General features: G+C 53.7%; 19 protein-coding genes. 12 read left to right on the plus strand and 7 right to left on the minus strand.

All coding sequences use genetic code 11. From position 1 onward, the window contains the following. Positions 1 to 10: 10 nt before the first annotated feature. A complete protein-coding gene (gene nfsA / locus BN1190_RS03245; RefSeq protein WP_040285562.1) occupies positions 11 to 742 on the minus strand; it encodes an oxygen-insensitive NADPH nitroreductase in 732 nt (243 codons plus the stop codon). Between the two features lie 73 nt (positions 743 to 815). Here nfsA and BN1190_RS03250 point away from each other — a divergent pair, with 73 nt between their 5' ends. Together BN1190_RS03250 and BN1190_RS03255 are read left to right on the plus strand one after the other, a co-directional pair. Further along, entirely contained in the window at positions 816 to 2,402 is a 1,587-nt protein-coding gene (locus tag BN1190_RS03250; protein WP_040285563.1) for an FMN-binding glutamate synthase family protein, read from the plus strand. 124 nt (positions 2,403 to 2,526) lie between these two features. Next, positions 2,527 to 4,161 (plus strand): AMP-binding protein, encoded by a 1,635-nt coding sequence (locus BN1190_RS03255; RefSeq protein WP_040285564.1) that lies wholly within the window; start codon positions 2,527 to 2,529, stop codon positions 4,159 to 4,161. A 42-nt stretch (positions 4,162 to 4,203) separates the two neighbouring features. On the opposite strand, the gene BN1190_RS03260 is transcribed toward BN1190_RS03255, so the two are convergent. Further along, positions 4,204 to 4,569: a hypothetical protein gene (locus BN1190_RS03260; protein ID WP_040285565.1), complete on the minus strand. Its 366-nt coding sequence runs from the start codon at positions 4,567 to 4,569 to the stop codon at positions 4,204 to 4,206. 1 nt (position 4,570) lies between these two features. After that, the gene (locus BN1190_RS03265; protein WP_052461664.1) at positions 4,571 to 5,077 is read right to left on the minus strand and encodes a nucleoside deaminase; all 507 of its coding nucleotides are present in this window, start codon (positions 5,075 to 5,077) and stop codon (positions 4,571 to 4,573) included. A 151-nt stretch (positions 5,078 to 5,228) separates the two neighbouring features. On the opposite strand from BN1190_RS03265, the gene putP reads away from it, so the two are divergent. The 3 genes from putP to hflX all read left to right on the plus strand — a co-directional run bounded on the left by putP (position 5,229) and on the right by hflX (position 8,805). Further along, positions 5,229 to 6,713, plus strand: a complete 1,485-nt coding sequence (gene putP, locus BN1190_RS03270; protein WP_040285566.1) for a sodium/proline symporter PutP — start codon at positions 5,229 to 5,231, stop codon at positions 6,711 to 6,713. 91 nt (positions 6,714 to 6,804) lie between these two features. Next, entirely contained in the window at positions 6,805 to 7,494 is a 690-nt protein-coding gene (locus BN1190_RS03275; protein WP_052461665.1) for a VOC family protein, read from the plus strand. Positions 7,495 to 7,521: 27 nt separating this feature from the next. Next, positions 7,522 to 8,805, plus strand: a complete 1,284-nt coding sequence (gene hflX / locus BN1190_RS03280) for a GTPase HflX (RefSeq protein WP_040285567.1) — start codon at positions 7,522 to 7,524, stop codon at positions 8,803 to 8,805. A 98-nt stretch (positions 8,806 to 8,903) separates the two neighbouring features. On the opposite strand, the gene BN1190_RS03285 is transcribed toward hflX, so the two are convergent. Further along, entirely contained in the window at positions 8,904 to 10,622 is a 1,719-nt protein-coding gene (locus BN1190_RS03285; RefSeq protein ID WP_040285568.1) for an ABC transporter ATP-binding protein, read from the minus strand. Between the two features lie 215 nt (positions 10,623 to 10,837). Here BN1190_RS03285 and BN1190_RS03290 point away from each other — a divergent pair, with 215 nt between their 5' ends. The 7 genes from BN1190_RS03290 (at position 10,838) to BN1190_RS03320 (ending at position 18,998) form a co-directional block, all read left to right on the plus strand. Beyond that, the gene (locus tag BN1190_RS03290) at positions 10,838 to 11,707 is read left to right on the plus strand and encodes a DUF6612 family protein (protein ID WP_040285569.1); all 870 of its coding nucleotides are present in this window, start codon (positions 10,838 to 10,840) and stop codon (positions 11,705 to 11,707) included. A 252-nt stretch (positions 11,708 to 11,959) separates the two neighbouring features. Further along, positions 11,960 to 12,910 carry an ABC transporter permease gene (locus BN1190_RS03295; RefSeq protein WP_040285570.1) on the plus strand — a complete coding sequence of 317 codons (951 nt, stop codon included), beginning with the start codon at positions 11,960 to 11,962 and terminating at the stop codon, positions 12,908 to 12,910. Continuing rightward, complete coding sequence (locus BN1190_RS03300) at positions 12,903 to 13,853, plus strand: iron chelate uptake ABC transporter family permease subunit (protein WP_040285571.1); 951 nt, start codon at positions 12,903 to 12,905, stop codon at positions 13,851 to 13,853. Before BN1190_RS03295 ends, BN1190_RS03300 begins: the two co-directional genes overlap by 8 nt. Further along, positions 13,850 to 14,611 (plus strand): ABC transporter ATP-binding protein, encoded by a 762-nt coding sequence (locus BN1190_RS03305; RefSeq protein ID WP_040285572.1) that lies wholly within the window; start codon positions 13,850 to 13,852, stop codon positions 14,609 to 14,611. The genes BN1190_RS03300 and BN1190_RS03305 overlap by 4 nt, the downstream gene beginning before the upstream one ends. A gap of 28 nt (positions 14,612 to 14,639) precedes the next feature. Then, a complete protein-coding gene (locus BN1190_RS03310; RefSeq protein WP_040285682.1) occupies positions 14,640 to 15,617 on the plus strand; it encodes a siderophore ABC transporter substrate-binding protein in 978 nt (325 codons plus the stop codon). A 111-nt stretch (positions 15,618 to 15,728) separates the two neighbouring features. Continuing rightward, complete coding sequence (locus tag BN1190_RS03315) at positions 15,729 to 17,672, plus strand: FapA family protein (protein WP_040285573.1); 1,944 nt, start codon at positions 15,729 to 15,731, stop codon at positions 17,670 to 17,672. Positions 17,673 to 17,762: 90 nt separating this feature from the next. After that, positions 17,763 to 18,998: an MFS transporter gene (locus BN1190_RS03320; RefSeq protein WP_040285574.1), complete on the plus strand. Its 1,236-nt coding sequence runs from the start codon at positions 17,763 to 17,765 to the stop codon at positions 18,996 to 18,998. Between the two features lie 88 nt (positions 18,999 to 19,086). Here BN1190_RS03320 and BN1190_RS03325 read toward each other — a convergent pair whose 3' ends face one another. The 3 genes from BN1190_RS03325 to BN1190_RS03335 all read right to left on the minus strand — a co-directional run bounded on the left by BN1190_RS03325 (position 19,087) and on the right by BN1190_RS03335 (position 22,084). Further along, positions 19,087 to 19,587: a hypothetical protein gene (locus BN1190_RS03325; RefSeq protein WP_040285575.1), complete on the minus strand. Its 501-nt coding sequence runs from the start codon at positions 19,585 to 19,587 to the stop codon at positions 19,087 to 19,089. A 103-nt stretch (positions 19,588 to 19,690) separates the two neighbouring features. Then, positions 19,691 to 20,548, minus strand: a complete 858-nt coding sequence (locus tag BN1190_RS03330; protein WP_040285576.1) for a phytoene/squalene synthase family protein — start codon at positions 20,546 to 20,548, stop codon at positions 19,691 to 19,693. Between the two features lie 15 nt (positions 20,549 to 20,563). Further along, the gene (locus tag BN1190_RS03335; RefSeq protein WP_040285577.1) at positions 20,564 to 22,084 is read right to left on the minus strand and encodes a phytoene desaturase family protein; all 1,521 of its coding nucleotides are present in this window, start codon (positions 22,082 to 22,084) and stop codon (positions 20,564 to 20,566) included. Positions 22,085 to 22,188: the final 104 nt, after the last annotated feature.

Raw genomic sequence — 22,188 nt, forward strand, 5'->3', positions numbered from 1 at the left:
AGAGGGAATGTCAGTCAAGGAGAAACCCCTTGCTCTGCAGGTATTCCTTCATATAGGGACGCTGGGCAGTCTCCAGGAAATCCGCCATCTGCTCCGTCCAGCCGGCCTGCTTCTGATTGGAACTCCGGGAGCCGTAATACTCCTGCATGGTTTCGTCATATTGTGGAAGCAGGGCGTCGTACTTGCCGGCATCATACATATTCTCATGAAGGACGGCATCGAGCGGCAGGCGCGGTTTCACCTCGTTGCGTTTGGCCGGCACGCCGATCGTCATGCCGAACAGCGGAACGGTGCCCGCTGGCAGTCCGAGCATCCTGCTGATTTCCTCTGGGTTATTGCGGACTCCGCCGATATAGCAGATCCCGTAGCCTTTCGACTCTGCGGCAATTGCGACGTTCTGAGCAAACAGGGCCGTATCCACCGCTCCGACCAGCATTGCTTCGGCGTGCGAGAAGTCGATCGTGCGTCCGTGGAGCGCCGCTGCCGACTGCAGACGTGTGAAATCTGCACAGAAAACGAATGCCGCACCAGCCCCATTGAACTGATGAGGATTTTTCGAGGCGTCACCGACCGCTTTCCGCAGTGCTCCATCCGTCAGATGGATCACTGAACAGGCCTGGACGAAATGGGAGCTTGCGGCATGCTGCCCGGCGCCGATCAGTTCCCGTACGGTCTCTGCCGGGATCGGTTCATCGGTGTAGGTGCGCACGGATGAATGGGAAGTCAGTAAGTCGATAACCATGTACATTCGCCTCCAACTAGTAATTGAATTCAATGGTACACCAGATTGGAAATAGAGAAAAGGAGTGAAACTTATGAGCTGGCTGGAAAGCGTATCCATGACGACGATGATCGTCATTCTCGTACTGATATTTGTGCCGCTGTCCATCATCCTCTACCTGTTCCTGTTCGACCGTAAACAGAAACAGCATGCGATTCTGCGGAATTATCCGATACTCGGCCGGGTTCGGTACATGATCGAAAAAGTGGGACCCGAATTCCGGCAGTACCTGTTCGACAGTGACAACGAAGGCAAGCCCTTCAGCAGGGAAGAGTATCTGCATATGGTCATGCCGGGGAAATACTTGAACAGTGTCATCGGATTTGGCTCGAAGCGTGATTTCGAAGCGCCCGGTTACTACTTGAGGAACGCCATGTTCACCAAACAGAACGACGAGATGCGGGTGGACAATGACACGCAGATCGAAACGATGCGCTATCAGGTGACAGACGAAGGGTTGTTCTCGCGTAAAGAGCACAGGGAGGAAATCAAGGCGAATCCATGGCTTCTGCCGGAGGAAGACGCGGTCGTCATCGGACCTGAATGCGCAAATCCGTTCCGGGTCCGCAGTATGCTCGGGCAGTCCGCGATGAGTTACGGGGCGCTTGGCGATCATGCCATCACCGCTCTGTCGAAAGGGATCGGCATGGCGACCGGTGCGTGGATGAATACCGGCGAAGGCGGCCTGTCGCCGCACCACTTGGCAGGCGATGCGGATATCATCGCGCAGATCGGCTCCGGCCTGTTCGGTTTCCGGACGAAAGAAGGGGAGTTCGACTGGGACCTGCTGACGGAGAAAGCTGAAAATCCGAAAGTGAAGGCATTCGAACTGAAGCTGGCCCAAGGAGCGAAAATGCGGGGCGGCCATGTCGAAGGTGCGAAGGTGACAGAAGAGATTGCGGAAATTAGGAATGTGGTCCCATTCAGGACGATCAACAGCCCGAACCGGTTCAATCAGTTCGATGATTTCCCCGGACTGTTCGACTTCATCGAAAAGATCAGGGATCATTCAGGAAAGCCGGTCGGCATGAAGATCGTCATCGGCGGGAAATCGGAAGCCGAGGAGCTCGCGCAGTTCATGCAGGAAACCGGCAAAGGCCCGGATTTCATATCGATCGACGGCGCGGAAGGCGGTTCAGGCGCAACTTATCAGGACCTGGCCGATTCGGTCGGTCTTCCTGTCCGGTCTGCACTCATGCTGCTGGACGATTCACTGCGCAAACATGGTGTCCGTGACCGGGTGAAGATCATCGCGTCCGGCAAGATGACGACACCCGACAAAGCCGCCATCGCCCTTGCGATGGGGGCGGATCTCGTCCAGATCGCCCGCGGCTTCATGATTTCCGTCGGGTGTATCATGGCACAGCGCTGCCATACGAATGAGTGTCCGGCGGGTGTTGCGACAACGGACCCCCATCTGCAGCGCGGGCTGGTGGTGGAAGAGAAGAAATTCCGGGTCACCAATTATATATTGACGATGCGGGAAGGGCTGTTCCGTATTGCGGCAGCGGCCGGACTGGACTCGCCGACAAAATTCACCAGGAGCGATGTCTTCTATAAAGATGAGCGCGGGAATGTCCTGCCGATCGAGACACCTGTCACAACCAATCAGGACAGCTGAACGCGAAAACAAGCAGAGGAAAATCCTCTGCTTGTTTTCTTTTGCAAATAAAATAATAATCTACACAATCTGAAAAATATGATAACATAGGAGATAATCAGTCGAAACTAGGGGGGATGGGGAAATGGAACTTCTGAACAAAACGGTCGGAGCAGTCTTGAGGGAGCAGGCGGGACGGTATCCGTTACAAGAGGCAATGGTATACCCCGAACGGCAGATCCGTCAGACATATTCCGAATTCGACAAAGAAACAGATCGTCTGGCAAAGGCATTCATGGGGATGGGTATCCAAAAAGGGGAGAATGTCGCCATCTGGTCAGACAACAAACCACAATGGCTGCTGAGTCAGTTTGCCACGGGAAAGATGGGGGCCGTCCTGGTCACAGTGAATACGAATTACCAGGCAGCGGAACTGAAGTACTTGCTGCAGCAATCCGAAGCGACAACACTGATTCTCGATGAAGGCTTCAAGGGGACGGATTATCTGGAAATCCTCCGATCCATTTGTCCGTCTCTGCGGCAGTCCCACAGCAGCCGTGTTGAATGCAAAGAACTTCCTCATCTGAAGCGCATCATCTTGATGACAGAGAAGAGTGAGCAGGGCATCTACAAATGGTCCGAATTTCTCCGCCATGCGGATTCCGTGGAGGACAGCGAGCTGGAAGAGCGGCTCAATTCCCTGGATCCCGATGACGTCATCAATATTCAGTATACATCCGGAACGACAGGCTTTCCGAAAGGCGTCATGCTGACACATAATAATGTCGTCAATAACGGCAGTATGATCGGCGGGACGATGAAGCTGACAAGTGAAGACAGCGTCTGCATCCCGGTTCCGTTCTTCCATTGTTTCGGCTGCGTCCTCGGCACGCTGGCCGCAGTCACACACGGGGCAGCGATGGTCATCGTCGAGCAGTTCGACCCGCTCCGCGTCCTGCGGGCCGTTGAAGGCGAGAGATGCACAGCACTCCATGGCGTCCCGACGATGTTCATCGCAGAGCTGAACCATCCCGACTTCAGCAAGTTCGATACCTCCTCCTTGAGGACCGGCATCATGGCAGGCTCGACCTGTCCGATCGAAGTGATGAAACAGGTGATCGGGGATATGGGAGCGGATGAAATCACGATCTGTTACGGGCTGACGGAAGCATCGCCGGTCATTTCCCAGACGAAGACGGATGACCCGATTGAAAAGCGTGTGTCCACTGTCGGGAAGCCGCATCCGCACGTGGAAGTGAAGATTGTCGACCCGGTCACAGGCGAGGAAATGGAGACCGGGGAAGCAGGCGAACTTTGCACGCGGGGCTACCATGTCATGAAAGGCTATTACAACAATCCTGAAGCGACCCGGGAAGTGATCGATGAAGACGGCTGGCTGCATACAGGGGATATCGCGAAGCTGGATGCGGATGGGTACCTTGATATCACCGGCCGTATCAAGGACATGGTGATCCGCGGAGGGGAGAATATCTACCCGCGGGAAATTGAAGAATTCCTATACACATGTCCCGGAGTAGCGGACGTGCAGGTCGTCGGTGTGCCGGATGAGAAATACGGTGAAGAACTGATGGCCTGGATCATTCCGAAAGACGGAGTTGTTCTGGATGAGAAGGATATCCGTGCGTTTTGCAAAGGGGCCATCTCCTACCATAAGATTCCTCGCTATATCCAGTTCACGGATGCGTATCCGATGACCGCATCGGGCAAGATACAGAAATTCAGACTGCGGGAGATGTCGCAGACAGCGGCCGCGGACTGAACATGAAAACGCATGCCCGTCACGGGCATGCGTTTTCTGTACTCACTTGTACAGTGTGTCCTCTTCCGTTCCGTCCGCGTGGTAGATCGTCAGGATCCCTTCATGATCCGTTACGTACGGTTTCGCTCTGTCCAGCAGATCTTTTTTCGAAGTTTCCCGGTATATGACGGACGAACTGTCTTTCTTCGTGAGCACCCAGTCATCGTTATCGGTCTTCGCCTCGAAATGAGGTCTGTCGCCCGGATCACCTTCAATTGTTTCACGTGCCTGTGCTAAACCGATGGAAATGGCACGGCCTTCCGAGTATCCTTCCCGCAGCAGCGCATTCGCGACCTCGATCGCTTTGTTGCGCACTTCGGGAGTTTCGTTCTTGAACGTGGCCGGGTAGTCATCTTTTGTCCAAGGCATGTCAAGCACCTCCTGACGGGTTTTGCGGCATCTCTGCAGCTGCGCCGCCGCGGCTGTTGGCTGCCGCTTCAAATGGTTCCAGCCGATGCGGTGTTTCCATATACATGAAGGGAACATCCCGCAGCGGGCCCGGTTTTTCGCGGTCACTGTAGAAATTCCTGGTCTTATCCTCTGTCGGCAGGACTTCCATTGCCTCCTGCTTGCTGCAGGCGTAGTAGATCTCACCGATCTTGGCCTGATAGGAAGCGGCAAGGCACATCGGACACGGCTCCCCGCTTGCGTAGAGGATCGTATTGGACAAGTCTGTCGAAGCGATGACCCTGCATGCTTCGCGGATGGCCGCCATCTCTGCATGGGCGGACGGGTCATGATCACCTTCCACGGTATTGACCCCGCTTGCGATGATTTCTCCATCGCGGACGATGACAGCGCCGTAAGGACCTCCACCTTCGAATACACTGCCTTTAGCAAGACGGACTGCTTCATTCAAAAAACGTTCGTGATCCATCATGATGCCTCCTTGTCGATTTGGGACGATTTCCCGGGAAATAAAACGAAAATAGGGATAGCACAATTACAGGTACTTGCTTATAATGAATCTGACCGGCGGCTGATGAAAACGCTTCCGGGAAAAATACAGAATATAAGGGGGATTTCAAATGTCAGCGGATACGTATAAATTGATAGCGATCATCGCATATATGGCTGCGATGGTTTTCATCGGCTGGTATGCATTCCGCCGTACGTCCAACTTGACGGACTATATGCTCGGCGGCCGTTCACTCGGACCGGCAGTCACTGCGCTCAGTGCCGGAGCTGCGGACATGTCCGGCTGGCTCCTGCTGGGACTGCCCGGTGCCATCTTCGACAAGGGTCTTGTCGAAATATGGATTGCGATCGGACTGACAACAGGTGCCTATCTGAACTGGTTCTTCGTTGCACCGCGTCTCCGGGTCTATACCCAAGTTACGAATGATTCAATCACGATCCCAAGTTTTCTTGAGAACCGTCTGAAAGACAAGTCGAGACTCCTGCGTATCGCATCAGGACTTATTATCCTAGTATTTTTCACATTCTATGTCTCTTCAGGGATGGTGGCGGGCGGAAAGTTCTTCCTCAGCTCATTCGGACTGGACTATCACCTCGGTCTGATCATCGTCTCGATCGTCGTTGTCGGCTATACGCTGTTCGGCGGTTTCCTCGCCGTCAGCTACACGGATTTCGTCCAGGGACTCATCATGTTCTTAGCACTTATTCTCGTTCCTGTCGTTGCGGTGTTCATCACTGGCGGGCTTCCTGATACGGCCGCGTCCATCAAAGAAGTCAATCCGAACATGCTCAGTCTTGTCAAAGGAGCTACTGTTCTCGGTGTCATCTCGTCACTGGCGTGGGGGCTCGGGTACTTCGGCCAGCCGCATATCATCGTGCGCTTCATGGCCATCAAGTCCGTCAAGGAAACGAAATCCGCACGCCGGATCGGGATCGGCTGGATGATCCTGAGCCTTGCCGGTGCCGTGGCGACTGCGCTTGTCGGGGTTGCGTACTATCAGCAGAACCCGGGTGAAACACTGGTCGATTCCGAAACGATCTTCATCGCCATCGGTCAGATCATCTTCCATCCGTTCATCGCCGGGATCATGCTTGCGGCGGTACTGGCTGCGGTCATGAGTACGATCTCTTCCCAGCTGATTGTCACGTCATCCGCACTGATCGAGGATCTGTACAAAGCGGTCATCAAGACGGACGGCACCGATAAGCAATATGTGTTCCTCGGCCGCATGGCTGTACTGGTCGTATCAATCATTGCGATGATCCTCGCATGGCCGAACAACGAATCCATCCTGAAGCTCGTTTCCTTCGCCTGGGCAGGGTTCGGCGGCGCGTTCGGCCCGATCATCCTGCTTTCGCTCTACTGGCGCAAACTGACGGCGAAAGGTGCACTGTTCGGGATGGTGTCGGGGGCGGTCGTCGTATTCGTCTGGGGCAATATCGAATCATTGACCGGCACGCTCTATGAAATCGTTCCGGGATTCATCGTCTGCCTGCTCGTCACATATTTCGTGAGTCTTGCGACATATAAAGAAAACAAGGAAATCCAGCGTGAGTTCACCGAGTCAGTTGACATGCTGAAGCGGGAACGCTGAGCATACCAAACGCCGTCCGGCCAGCCGGGCGGCATTTTTATATGGCTTCCGTCAGTCTGTCCTGTATGATGGTGGAAAAGGGGGAATGGCGATGAAGCTCGACCATGCAGTATGGTTCACCGAGAGAACACCGGACACGGTTGCCGGTCAATACGAAGGGACGTACCGGGGCGGCAGCCATGAGAAATGGGGCACCTATAATGCGCTGAAGTATTTGCAGAACGGCTACATCGAATGGCTGGCAGTGGAAGATCCGGAAACAGCGGGCCAGTCCGGCAATCCGCTCGTCAGGCTGCTGCTCCATGACTTGGCAGCCTACGGTGAAGGCTGGGGGACACTGTGCTTTTCAACCGACGGAATCGATCAGCTCGACGCACGTCTGACAACTGCGGGGTTCAAGACATCCGGTGTTCTGAATGCGTCCCGGAAAAGTACAGCGGGCAGCCTGAAAAAATGGAAGCTGCTGTTCATAGAGGAATCCTATACGGATAAGCTGCCGTTTCCGTTTTTCATCCAATGGGAAGAGGATGAAGAGACACGGCGCAATGTCCTCATGGAAGAAGGATTCCTCGGGGAGACCGGTGCTTCCGAACGGATTGAAGAGTGCGTGCTTGAGACGGATGATCCGCAGGCCGCTATCGGAAACTGGTGCCGCCTGCTTGATGTCCGGCCGGATACGGTTGACAGTTTCCTGCTTGGCAACATTCGTTTCCGGTTTCAGGAGGCGGCTGGACCGCGTCACCGACTGACCGCAGTGACAACGGGTCATACTGAATCTTGAATGCAATCATGAAAGTGAGGGAACAGCATGGACGAATTGGAATGGCTGGAGGAAACCGCATTACTGGTCGGCGTGGAAGAGCAGCAGGACGACCACTTCGCCTATGAAATGGAAGAACTCGCCAACTTGGCGGAAGCTGTCGGCGTGCGTGTCATCGGGCGTGTGGAACAGAAGCTGGAGAGGAAGCACCCGACAAGTTACATCGGCAAAGGGAAGATCGAGGAAGTGAAACGTGCGGCTGAAACGATGGATGCCAATCTCATCATCTTCAATGATGAGCTGTCGCCATCCCAGCTGCGCAACCTGGAGCGGGACATCGAAGTGAAGATCATCGACCGGACGATGCTCATCCTCGATATCTTTGCGCGGCGTGCAAGGACACGGGAGGCCCGCATGCAGGTGGAACTTGCAGAGCTGCAGTATACGCTGCCCCGTCTGGTCGGTCTGCGTGCATCACTCAGCCGTCAGGGCGGCGGGACAGGCGGCGGATTCCAGAACAAAGGGGCCGGTGAAACGAAGCTGGAGCTGGACCGCCGGAAGATCGAAGAGCAGATCTCGAAGCTCGGGAAGGAACTGGAGACGATGAAACAGCATCGGACGATCCAGCGGCAGCAGCGTGTCCGCAGCGGGACGCCTGTCGTATCGATCGTCGGGTATACGAACGCGGGAAAATCGACGCTCATGAACCGGATGCTCGCCATGGCGGAAGGGGATCAGGCGAAGAAGGTGCTTGAAAAAGACATGCTGTTCGCTACCTTGGATACCTCGGTCCGGAAACTGACGCTGCCCGATCATAAGTCGTTCATCCTGACAGATACGGTCGGATTCGTCTCCAAACTGCCGCATCATCTCGTCAAGGCGTTCCGATCGACATTGGAGGAAGCGAGGGAAGCGGATCTGCTGCTGCATGTCGTCGATGTCTCGAATCCTGAATATCGTCATATGATCGACGTGACGAATGAGACATTGGAAGCGGTAGGTGTGGAAGATGTCCCTGTCCTGTATGTCTATAACAAGGCGGATCAGGCGGAAGGATTAAGCTATCCGCGGGTGCAGGATGACCAGATCTGGCTGTCCGCCAAAACAGGGGACGGGATGCACGAACTTACCGGACTGATCGAAAAGAAAGTGTACGAGCGGTATTCGGTGTGTAAAGTCCTCATTCCGTTCGATCGCGGGGATCTCGTCGCTTATCTGAATGACTTTGCAAACGTGAAAGACACGGACTATGAAGAGAACGGGACGCTGCTGACTGTCGAAATGGAGGAGCGGGAGCGGAAAAAGTTCAATCCATATATGATCAGCCATTGACGGCAAAAGAACGGCAGCGCGGAATTCCGCGCTGCCGTTCTTTTTTCTATAAGAGAAAGGGGGGTGGGATAGTTCTAGTATGCCCGCTTCCGCCAGCCTTAAACCTCATTGAACTGATTTGCGTGCAGCCGGGCGAAAATCCCGTTCTTGTTCACGAGTTCAGCATACCCGCCGTCTTCGGCGATGCCGTCCGGTGTCACGACGACGACGCGGTCCGCATCGCGGATTGTCGCAAGGCGGTGGGCGATGACCAGTGTCGTACGGTTCTCGGACAGCTCCGCGAGGGATTCCTGGATGATCCGTTCCGTTTCCGTATCGAGGGCGGACGTCGCTTCATCCAAAATGAGGATCGGTGGGTTCTTCAAAAACATCCTCGCGATTGCGAGCCGCTGTTTCTGGCCGCCGGATAATTTAAGTCCCCGTTCGCCGATTTGGGTTTCATACCCTTCCGGCAGGCCGGCGACAAAGTCCTCCAGGTGGGCACGGCGTGCTGCTTCGTAGATCGCCTCATCTGGTGCGGACAGATCACCGTATGCGATATTCTCTTTGACAGTGCCCGTGAACAGGAACACATCCTGCTGAACGATGCCGATCTGCCGGCGGAGCGACCGCTGGGTCATGTCGCGGACGTCGATGCCGTCGATGGTGATCTGACCGGCATCGACATCATAGAACCGCGGGATGAGGGAGCAGATGGTCGTTTTCCCCGCACCCGACGGACCGACGAACGCAATCGTCTGTCCGGAACGGATGGACAGGTTCAGATGGTTGAGCACCGGCTTGCCGGCATCATAGCCGAAAGTGACGTCGCGCAGTTCGATGTCCCCGCGCAAATGGGGCACGGCCACAGCATCCTTCCGGTCGTTGATCTCCGGTGCTTGGTTCAGCAGCTGCCGGAACCGGCTGAACCCGGCCATGCCCTTAGGATACATCTCAAGGAGCGCACTGATCTTGTCGATCGGTTTGATGAGGATGTTGATGAACAAGATGAAGCTGACCAGTTCTCCGATCGTCAGCTTGTCCTGGAACGTGAACCAGGCACCGACGACGAGGATGATCAGGGTGACGAGCCGCGTCATCATATAGATGGAAGACGTCGTCCAGGCCATGACATGGTAGGCGACAAGTTTCGCCATCCGGAAATTGCCGTTGTCCCGGCGGAATCTCGAAAGCTCGAAATCTTCATTCGTGAACGATTTGACAACACGGGAACCCGACACCGAGTCTTCCACACGGCCGTTCACTTCGGCGATCTTGCCGTACATGTTGAGCCAGGCGGCGTTCATCCGTTTGTTGCAGAATGCGATCACCACGATCAGCACAGGCACCATGACGATGGCAATCAATGCAAGCTGAGGGTTGATGGTGTACATGATACCGAATGCCCCGATGACCGTCATGACGGCGATGAAGGCATCTTCAGGCCCATGATGGGCGAGTTCGCCGATATCGAACAGGTCAGTCGTGATCCGTGTCATGATGTGACCGGTCTTCGTGTTGTCGAAAAACCGGAACGACTGCCGCTGGACGTGGGTGAACAATTCCTCGCGCATATCGGTTTCGATGTTGATGCCGAGCTTATGCCCGAGATAGCTGACGATATACTGCAGGAACGTACTGAACAGATAGACCGCCAGCAGCAGAATGCTCGTCGTGACGATGAGCCCCCAGTCGCCTTCCGGCAGCAGTTTGTCGATGAACCACTGGACAGCGACAGGAAACGCGAGCTCGAGAAGCGCCACAAAGACGGCACTTGAAAAGTCGATGATGAACAGCCGCTGATGCGGTTTGTAATAGGAGAAAAATTGTTTGAGCATGATGTCCATCCTTTACTGTGATGTCTGGGTAAGTATACAGGAATCGGTAGAAAAGTTCGATAAAAATAGTCGGGAGACCAATATGGGGGACTTTGGATGCGAAAGTAAAGCTGGAGGAAAAGTTGGAATCTCGATAAATTCGACAAATTATGAAACTAACTGAGCTATAGTCAGTAAGAATAGACAGAGTGAAAAAGTGAAGAGGAGACGAGACTATGAAAAACTTGTTAAAAGGGACAGCAGCCACACTGTTGGCATTGACACTTGCGGCCTGCGGATCAGATGATACACCGAAGACGGAAAGCGGTGCTTCTGCAGAAACGGGCGCAAAAACGGAATCCGCAGAAACGAATGGAAATCAGATGACAACCAAGGAAGTCTATCAGAAAGCGGTCGATGCGTCGGAGACGATCGAAAGCCTTCACGGACAGATCACGATCGATCAGAACATGAAAGTCGTGGATGATGACTCCATGCGTGCGAAAAATAAGATCTCACTCGATATGGACGTCATCACGGACCCTATGAAACTCCACCAGGTCATGAAAATGGACGGCGGCCCCGACGCAGCTGCGACGATGGAAATGTATGCGCAGGACGGTGAACTGTATCTGCAGACGGATGATATGGAAGGGCAGTGGATGAGCATCCCCGCAGACATGCACGATGAAATACTTGATGGACTGGACAGCTCCAACGCCATGCTTGAACTGAGTCTTTTCCAGGAGTTCGACGATAAGTTCACGATGGAGGAAAAAGAGGATCAGTATGTGATGCACTTCTCGGCCGCGGGCGAGGAATTCAGCGATCTGCTGAAAGAGCTGATGGAACAGGACACTGCAGAAGCGACTGATGGAGAAGTCGGGGATATCGATGTGAAAAAGATTGAACTGACTGTGTATCTCGACAAAGAGACGTATTATACAGATTCGTATGATCTGAAACTTGATGCAATCATGGATATCGAGGGGTACCGGACGGTCGTCCTCCAGACGGTATCCGGTGATGTAACGGAAATCAATGAAGTGGAGCCGTTTGACATACCGGAGGAGATCCGTACTAATGCCGTGTCGATGGGTAAATGATTGAAGGGAGATCTTCTCGGTTGCAGAGACCGAAGGAGGGAACCATGATACCAAGACTGTGCCGGATGGCCGCCAAAGAGGCGCCGGCGCAGTTTTTTTCCGTTCACGATCAGTAGGGATGCAAGTGATAATCGTTTTCAGTTATCGGTTGACTTCCGTTTAAGCTTTGCTATAATGGGAACTGCGGCTAACTGATAATTGTTTTCATTTAAACAAGTCGGGTCCGCAAATATCTGGATATCGGAGTTCTTCATGAAGAAACGTTATTTATTCACAGCGCTGATAGCCCTGTCGCTGCTTTCGCTATTTGTCGGCGTCAGCCATATTTCACCGAAAGACCTGCTGGACTTCAAATCAGAAGAAACTGAGATCTTCCTGATCAGCCGTCTGCCCCGGCTGCTCGCTATCATACTTGCAGGGGCCGGCATGAGTATCACCGGGCTGATCATGCAGCAGCTGAGCCGCAACAAATTTGTTTCGCCGACTACGGCGGGAACGCTCGATGCTGCCAAACTTGGAATCCTCGTATCCATGCTTCTTTTCACGAACGCATCGACCATCGAAAAGATGCTGGTCGCTTTCGCATTTGCGCTCGGCGGCACGCTGCTGTTCATGAAAATACTGGATCAGGTCAAATTCAAAGATGCAATTTTCATCCCTCTTGTCGGCCTGATGTTCGGGAACATCCTATCATCGATCACGACATTCTTCGCCTATAAAGCGAATGTGATCCAGAACATGGCTTCCTGGCTGCAAGGAGACTTTTCACTGATCATGAAAGGCCGGTATGAATTGCTGTACATAAGTATCCCCGTCCTCATCATCACCTATTTCTATGCGAACCGGTTCACTGTTGCCGGGATGGGTGAAGACTTTTCGAAAAACCTGGGGCTTGCTTATCGGAGGATCGTCAATATTGGACTGATATTGGTCGCTCTCATTACAACCACTGTTGTCTTGACGGTAGGGGTCATTCCGTTTCTCGGCCTGATCATCCCGAATATTGTATCGATCATCAAAGGGGACAATCTGGAAAGGACACTTCCGCACACGGCCATGCTCGGTGCCATCTTCCTGCTGATCTGTGACATTCTTGGCCGGGTCATCATTTTCCCGTACGAAATCTCGATCAGTCTGATGGTCGGTGTCATCGGCAGCGCCATCTTCCTCTATATGCTGTTTAGGAGGAGAGCATATGCGTAACCGTACAAAGTTCATCATCCTGATTGTTCTGGCCGCCCTCTTTTCAGGACTGTATCTGTTCCAGGGGCTGAATGGGAGCTATGATTACGCACTGCCGCGCAGAGGTATCAAAGTGTTGGCGATGGCACTGACAGGTGTCGCGATCGCCTACTCGACGGTCATCTTCCAGACGATCACCCATAACCGGATCCTGACGCCGAGTATCATGGGACTCGATTCCCTGTATATCCTGCTGCAGACGGTCCTGATTTTCTTCCTGGGATCCACCCATGTGACGCTCGTCAATAAGCAGGTGAACTTCGTCCTGTCCGTCGGCGCCATGGTCGTGTTCGCACTGCTGCTGTACCAGTTCCTGTTCAAGGCGGGAAAGCGGCCGATCTACTTCCTGCTGCTTGTCGGCATCATCGTCGGTACATTTTTCCAAAGCATCTCGACATTCTTGCAGGTGCTGATCGATCCGAACGAATTCCTGCGGGTCCAGGATAAGTCATTCGCAAGCTTCAACAACATTAACGGAGACCTCGTCTGGTGGGCGCTCGGCGTCCTGGTCGCTGCGCTGATCATCGGTGCAAGGAAGTTCAATGAGCTCGATGTCCTGTCACTCGGCCGGGACACGGCCATCAACCTCGGGGTGAATCACGATAAAATCGTCAAAATGATGCTCATCCTGTCGTCCGTCCTGATTGCGGTCTCCACAGCTCTGGTCGGACCGATCACATTCTTCGGTCTGATCGTCGCCAACTTGTCGTACCAGTTTTTCAAGACATACAAGCATTCGGTATTGGTGGCGGGTGCGTCTGTCATGAGTATCATTGCATTGGTCGGCGGGCAATGGGTCGTTGAGCGGATCTTCACGTTCTCGACAACGCTCAGTGTCATCATCAACTTCGTCGGCGGTGCGTATTTCATCTACTTACTATTGAAGGAGAGTCGATCTGCATGATCCAAGTTCGGGAATTGACAAAGTCATACGGCAGCAAAGCAGTCGTGGAGAAGGTGAGTGTCGACATCCATCCGGGTAAGATCACGTCCTTCATCGGACCGAACGGTGCAGGGAAATCGACGCTGCTTTCAATGGTGAGCCGCCTGCTGGATGCAGATACAGGTGAAGTGCTCGTCGATAACGATAACGTCAAAAAGATGAAGTCCAATGACTTCTCGAAACGGGTTTCCATCTTGAAGCAATCGAATTTCATGAATGTCCGGCTGACGATCCGTGAGCTCGTATCATTCGGACGGTTTCCGTACTCGAAAGGACGTCTGACGGCTGACGACATCCAGATCGTCAACCAGGCGCTCGACTATATGGATCTGATGAGCATGCAGCACCAGTACTTGGAAGAGCTGTCGGGCGGTCAGAAACAGCGGGCGTTCATCGCCATGGTCATCGCGCAGGACACGGATTACATCCTGCTCGATGAGCCGCTGAACAACTTGGATATGAAACATTCCGTGCAGATCATGAAGATTCTGCGCCGGCTCGTCGATGAGCTCGGCAAGACGGTCGTCATCGTTCTGCACGATATCAACTTCGCCTCCGTTTACTCCGACCGGATCGTTGCTCTGAAGCAGGGACGTGTCGTGAAAGACGGACCGACGAACGAAATCATCAATTCGGAATCACTCCGGGAGATTTACGACATGGATATCCCGATCCAGCAGATGAACAATTGCCGCATCTGCGTCTACTTCAACTCATAAACCAAAAGGATGGTATGTTCACATGAAAATGAAAAAAATTCCCGTATTCCTGCTGGCGTTTGCATTAATGCTTGTCCTTGCTGCATGCGGTTCTGAAAAAGACGAGCAAAAGCCGGAAGCATCGAACGCAGGAGCAGATGATGAAACAGCGAGCAGTGAAGAGACGAAGACAGAAGAAATGACTTTCAAGCATGAACTTGGCGAAGCGACATTGGAAGGGACACCGGAAACAGTAGCGGTCTTCGACTTCGGTGTGCTGGATACGCTGGATGAACTGGGAATCGAAGTGGCAGGCGTGCCGCAAGCGACAATGCCTGCGTATCTTGAAAAATATGCCGGTTCGGATTACACGAACCTCGGCAGCCTGAAAGAGCCTGATTTCGAAGCATTGCACGCTATGAAGCCGGACGTGATCTTCATTTCCGGACGCCAGGCGGATCTGTATGATGACTTCAGCGAAATCGCGCCGACGATCTACGTGGGAATCGACTACACGAACTACATGGATTCATTCAAGCATAACATGGACGTCATCGCCCAAGTGTTCGATAAGAAAGACGAAATGGAAAAGGAATTGGCGGACGTCGATCAGCAGATCGCCGACATCCAGTCGAAGACAGCTGAATCCGACAGCAAAGCACTGATCACCCTTGCGACTGAAGGAAAAGTCAGTGCATACGGACCAAGCTCCCGTTTCGGTATCATCCATGACGTGTTCGGTTTCAAAGCGGCTGACGAAGGAATCGAAGCGTCGACACACGGTCAGAACATCACATTCGAGTACATTCTGGAAACCAATCCGGATGTCCTGTTCGTCATCGACCGCGATGCTGCCATCGGTAAAGGCGCAAATGCGAAGAACACAATCGAGAATGACCTCGTGAAGAAAACGAACGCATTCACGAACGACAAGATCGTCTACTTGGACGGGGAGTATTGGTACTTGTCAGGCGGCGGTCTGAAGTCCATGAAAGAAATGATCAAAGAAGTCGAAGCAGGACTATAAGAACGGCAAAAGACCGATTCCTTCCCATGGAATCGGTCTTTTGTGTCTGCCCGAAAAAAATCGGCTGTGCTACACTAAGCTCAACTTGAACGAGAGGGGGCAGGGTGACTCATGGGAAAAGCGGTTACAGTGCGGGGGAAGACAGTCGAGGAGGCGGTGGAAGCAGCTCTGGAAATACTCGGGCTCGAGCTTCAGGATGTCCGGATCCATGTCAGCCGGACAGCGGATACGGGTACATCACCCGGTGCGCTGCGTTTTGCCGAGGTCGTCGTCACGCCCGTGCAGTACAAAATGCCGGATGCATTGGAATGGAACGGTGAACCGCCCTCCACAGGTATCCGGATCATTTCCGGCAGAGTGGAGGTCCGCTCCGGAGATAGCGGAGGACAGCTGTCCATAGAGGCGGGACAAGGTGTACAAGTAATTGTGAACGGGCAAAAAACAGAAGGCACAGCACCTGTATCTGAGCGGGATGCCGTATATATCCGGACAATCGACGAACTGACCCGAGCTCAGCTGTCGATCACCATCCGTGAGCACGGTGCGCTCGCAAGCTTGAGTGTCATACCGGGCAGGAAACTGACACGAAGCGTGAAAGATGCACCTTTCACCCGTCATTTGAAGGCGGAGGCAGATGAATTCCAGGAGACTGTGAATGATTTGTCCCAGCAGATGATCCGGGATGCCTGCGACCAGCTCGGCATTACGGCGGTGCTGGATAAGCGGGTCCTCTGGGAATCTTGTGAGACGGACGTGCCCTATGAGGCGATCATCGCACGCGGTATCTTTCCGAAACCAGGACTGGACGGGGATGTTGAAATCCAGATCGATATGGACGGCAAATCGCTTACGGAATACGATAAAGTGGATTATCGGGAAAAGCCGGTTGTGCAGCTTGTCGAGGAAGGCCAATTGGTGGCTGCTGTATTGCCTCCTATCCCGGGACAGCCGGGAATGGATGTGTTCGGGAATATCATACCGGCTGAAGATGGCAAAGCGGCAAACATCCGATTGGGCAGGAATGTCACGCGGACAGGCAGTCACATTTTCGCGGCCTGTGCAGGCAAACTGCTGATCGATAGGGAAAACGGCAGTATTTCTATCGATATCGCCGACACATTGACAATGCAGGAAGTGGACCTTGCGAGCGGCAATGTCCGGTTCGATGGGGATGTTGCTGTGAGAGGGAGTGTCAGCCAGGGGTGCGTTGTCGAGGCTGCCGGCAGGATCGAAATCGGCAGAGACGTCCGGAAAGCTGAAGTGAAAGCTGAAAAAGCCGTCCATATCGGCGGGCATGTGTCGTCTTCCAGAATAGCGGCGGGACAGCAGATGACGGACGACAGGGTGTATGCGGAATCGCTCCGATCGATTTTGCCAATGCTTGGCACGATGGGGGACTTGACGAAAGCGGCTGCAGTGCTGCGTCAGTCGAGTGCGGCTGCTATAAACGGCGGGGAGCTGAAAAAGATTCTCAGAGTGCTGCTCGGTGACCGGTACCTGTTGTTCCGGGATCGGCTGCAGTCCTTCCTGACGCTGAAGTCCGATAACGCAAGTGAGGAATGGGGCGATCTCCAAACGACCTTGTATAACTTTTTCATCAATACCATGCATGCTGGCGTAAAGGAAGGTAACGAGTTCCTGGCGCTCATCGAGTCGGCGGAGCGGCTATATGAAATGTTCCAGCCCGATCCGGTCTGCCAGGCTGCGGAACTGACGCTGTCGTACGCTGTAAACAGTATGCTGTGCTGCTCAGGGGCAATCCGGATCACCGGGCAGGGGCTGGCCCAATGTGAAGTCCATGCAAAAACGGATATCATATCCGACGGGGTCTGCCGGGGAGGCGAACTGACAGGTGAGCGGTCCGTGTCGATCCGGGAGTGCGGTTCGAAGAGAGGTGTCCCGACAGTCATCCGCACGAACGCGCACGGGTCGATTGTCATCGGCATCGCCCATCCGGAAACTATCCTGTACGTCGGCGAGCAGTCGTACCGGGTGACGGAACTGCAGCTCGGTATTACAGCGAAGATGGAAGACGGAGTACTGCGGATCCGCTGAGTATGAAGTGAAATTGTTCTTTACCGTCCTGTTGGTAGACTGTATAATGACAAGTGTCATGACAGACGTTTAGACATGGAGGGGAAACTGATGGCGCATACGATCGCTCATTCATCAAACAAGAAACAGAATGCAAAACCAGTATCACGGAACAAACTGCTCGTCATATCAGGGACAGGCTGGATGTTCGACGCAATGGATGTCGGAATCCTGTCCTTCGTCGTAGCGGCCATAGCGGTGGAATGGAACTTATCCCCGTCGGCTATCGGCTGGGTCGGGAGTGTCAACTCTCTCGGAATGATGGTTGGGGCAATCCTGTTCGGCATGCTCGCGGACCGCATCGGAAGAAAGCAAGTTTTTATGGTGACGTTGCTGTTGTTCTCATTGGCCAGCGGCCTGTCCGCGCTGACGACGACACTCACGGCGTTCCTGATTCTCCGCTTCTTCGTAGGCGCAGGGCTTGGCGGGGAACTTCCTGTCGCCTCCACACTAGTCTCGGAAAGCGTGGAGGCGAAAGAGCGGGGGCGCATAGTTGTGCTGCTGGAAAGTTTCTGGGCTGCCGGATGGCTCATCGCGGCATTGATCGCCTACTTCGTGATCCCGTCCTTCGGCTGGCGGACTGCACTGATCATCACTGCCCTGCCTGCATTTTACGCACTATACTTGCGCCGGAACCTGCCGGATTCACCTAAGTTCCAAGAAGAAGGGGTTCGGCAGCAGTCATTCCTGCAGAAAACGGCTGCTTTATGGGCGAAACCGTACCGTAAGCGGACGCTGATGCTGTGGGTCGTCTGGTTCATGGTTGTCTTTTCGTACTACGGCATGTTCCTCTGGCTGCCGAGTGTGATGGTGCTGAAAGGGTTCGCGATGATCAAAACGTTCGGCTACGTCCTGATCATGACCCTTGCCCAGCTCCCGGGGTATTTCTCCGCGGCCTGGCTCATCGAGCGGGCAGGACGGAAGTTCGTCCTGTCTGTTTACCTGATCGGGACCGCAGCCAGTGCGCTTGCATTTGGAAGTGCCGATTCGCTTGCGATGCTGATGCTGTTTGGAGCGCTGCTGTCCTTCTTCAACCTCGGCGCATGGGGAGCGTTGTACGCCTATTCACCGGAGCAGTATCCGACGGCCATACGCGGTACAGGAGCAGGTATGGCCGCCGGCATCGGCCGGATCGGCGGGATTTTCGGCCCGTTGCTCGTCGGCTCCCTGTTGACGGCGGGATATGGGTTCGGCGTGATTTTCGGTATTTTCTGCGGGGCCATCCTGATCGGGGTGCTCGCAGTTGTATTTCTCGGAACGGAAACGAGTCAGATGGAATTGGAATGATTGGAAAAAAGACGCTGCAGCGTACTTGCAGCGTCTTTTCTGTTTTATCCTCTTGGAGTCAGCCAGCGCCGAAAGGGATCGGCTGTCGTCAGCCCGAAACCGGTCTGCTCTTTTTCCGGGCGATCAGCTGTTCGAGCCGCGGCCGGTTATATCGCTGTGCGATAATGATCGGCAGGTTGAACACCAGCGCGTAGGCGACATTCAGCCAGGCGGCCCAAATCGGATTCCATAGGAAGAACAGGGCAGCCGGCAGGATGGACAGCCAATGTGTGAGCTCGGCTCTCCTGGATTCCACAGCGAACTGTTCCAGGGAACCCCGGTCTGTCCCGTGGAGCCGCTGTTTGCTGTACCCGTTCCGGATGAACATCGTCCCGTCGGGGATCAGATGCTTCCAATGCTTCACTCTGACCAGCTGCCCCCAAAGCGCACCATTCCGCTCAAAAGCGCGGGGACGGAAAAAAGAGGATCGCCGGACCAGCCAGGTATCCGGTATACGGACGGCGGCGAATGAGATGGCTAAATGGAAAAAAGCCCATGCCGCGGCGTCCAAGACGATGATCCAGCCGATCGGCAGGTCGACTACAGGCATGGCCGCTCATCCTTTCCAATCTTGTACAGCCTGCAGCGCAGGACAGCAACCGTCTGGTCAGGGTTTGCCTCCCTTTCTTTACCTTGCTTCCCTGGAAGATCTCTCATCCGATCGACTCAGCCAAAATCCTGACCATTTCGCGCCGGGTGACAAAGTTGCGCTTTGCAAAGCAGTCATACTTATTATGCCGCACGCTTGTCAGGATTCTCCGGTACACCTGTGCAGAGGCAAGTACCGCAAACTGGCTGTCTTTGTCGAACTCGCCGATATATTGCAAAAACTGATCATATAACATCTCGGAACGGACTGCGAGTGTTTCCCATACTGTTATGAAACGGTCGGTAATCCGCTCTTCCGCAAGCTGTTCGAGTGTATAGCCGGCTTTCGCCATTTCCTCCTCGGGGAGATAGACCCTCCCTTTGTCACGGTAGTCTTCTCCGACATCACGGAGAATATTGGTCAGCTGCATGGCGATTCCAAGATTGACAGCGGCTGGCGTGCAATCAGCGGAGGCCCCAGATGCAATGATCGGCAGCAGCATCCTGCCGACCGATCCGGCTACATAATAGCTGTATGCCTCCACGTCCTCCATTGTTCTCGGTGCTGTAAATGAAATATCCATCCGCTGCCCTTTCAGCTGATCATAGAAGGGGCCCAAGTCCATATCATACGTATCGAACACATGCCGCAGAGCACGCCAAAGCGGATGGTCCGGCTCCTGGCGCCGGGAAAACCGGTCCAGTTCAGACGCCAGCTGATCGAGTGCGGCCAGCTGGGCGGCACTGCCTGTATTTTCATCTACACTGTCATCTGCGGATCTGCAGAATGCATAGATGGCGAAGACAGCCTGTGCCTTTCTATCGGGCAGCCGTGAGAAGGCATAATAGAAACTTTTGGAATGCCGTTTGATGACCTGCTCGCAATAACGGAAGTCCTCTTGTAAGGAGACTGTACGGGTCATTGCTGTTTCCCCCTTTCATCGTGTATGGAACAGAATCCCTCTGTCATCATGCAATAATTCTTCCGTGGCGATCCGGGCGGACAGCAGGACGATCGGGACACCTGCACCAGGGTGTGTGCTGCTTCCGGTGAAATAAAGGTTCTCGCAATGGGTCGCCTTGCTTTGCGGACGCATATGGTTACTCTGCGCAAGAGTCGGCTGCAGGCCGAATGTAGCACCGTGATACGCATTGAAACGCTGTTCGAAATCATCCGGCGTCATATAGGATTCGGAAACGATATCGTCCCGTACACCTTCAAAACCCGGTACTTTTTCAAGAGCTTCCAGTACATACTCCCTGTAGTGGCGGATCGTCCCGTCATCCCACTTATACTCACAGCATGATTTGTCGGACACCGGGACAAGGATGTAGAGACCATCTTTCCCTTCCGGCGCCAGGCTGTCATCAAGCTTAGAGCCGATGTAGACATAGAACGAAGCCTTCTCGAGGCGTTTTCCAGTGAAGATGTCATTCAAATTGCGTTCCAGCTCCTCGTTGAAGATGAAGTTATGGGCATTTTTCACGTCGTCGTATTTCCGATCCATGCCGAGGTACATCAGGAAGCAGGAACACGAATAGTCCATACTGTCGATTTTTTCATCCGTGTATTTCCCTTTCGCTTTTGGCTCCTTCACCAGGTTCTTCATGGCGTATGGAAAGTCGGCGTTGCACATGACAAAGTCCGAAGGGATCACGTCCGTGCCGATCCGGATACCCGTTGCCATGCCGTCCTCGATGAGGATTTCATCAACCGATGAATTGTAATGGACCGTTCCGCCGAGTTCTTTGAACAGCCTCTCCAGTGACTGGGCCATCGTATACATGCCGCCTTTGATGAACCACACACCATAGAGGAACTCGATCATCGGAATCATCGTATACAGGGACGGCCCGCTGTAGGGGGAGACACCGATATAGAGCGTCTGGAAACTGATCATCTGCTTCAGGCGCTCGCTTTTGATATATTTGCTGATGAACGCATCCGCATTATCGAACGTCTTCAGCTTCAGTCCCTGCCGGATCATGGATGGATTATAGAAGTCGGATGGTTTCCGGAAAGGTTTCTGCAGGAAGTGCTCCTTGGCGACCAGGAACCGTTTGTAGATGACCTGCAGGTACTCGAAGAATCCCTGTGCGTCCTTATCGCCGAACGTTTCCAATGTCTTTGTCAGTTCGATCAGGTCCGAGCTGATTTCATAATGGTCCTCGGCGCGGTCCCCGAAAAAGACACTGTACATCGGGTCGAGCCGCTGCATCGGGATATAGTCATCCGGGTCGACGCCGCACACCTGAAATACTTCCCTGTACAGTTCGGGCATCATGACAATGGTCGGGCCGAGATCGAATTGGTAGCCGTCCTGCCGAATCCGGTGCATCTTGCCGCCGGGTAAAGATTCCTTCTCGTATAATGTTACATCGTATCCTGCATGCTGCAGCCGGCATGCGCTAGCGAGACCGGCCACCCCCGCACCGATCACTTTCACACTCTTCCTCATCAGTCATCTCCCCAATTCTAGGCAATTGCTTATTTCTTTTTCCTGTACAATCTTTTGTGTTAACATTATACAGAGTAATGCACAGTTCACTCTTACTAATTAGT

This window comes from Sporosarcina koreensis, assembly GCF_000826145.2.
GTDB lineage: Bacteria > Bacillota > Bacilli > Bacillales_A > Planococcaceae > Sporosarcina > Sporosarcina trichiuri.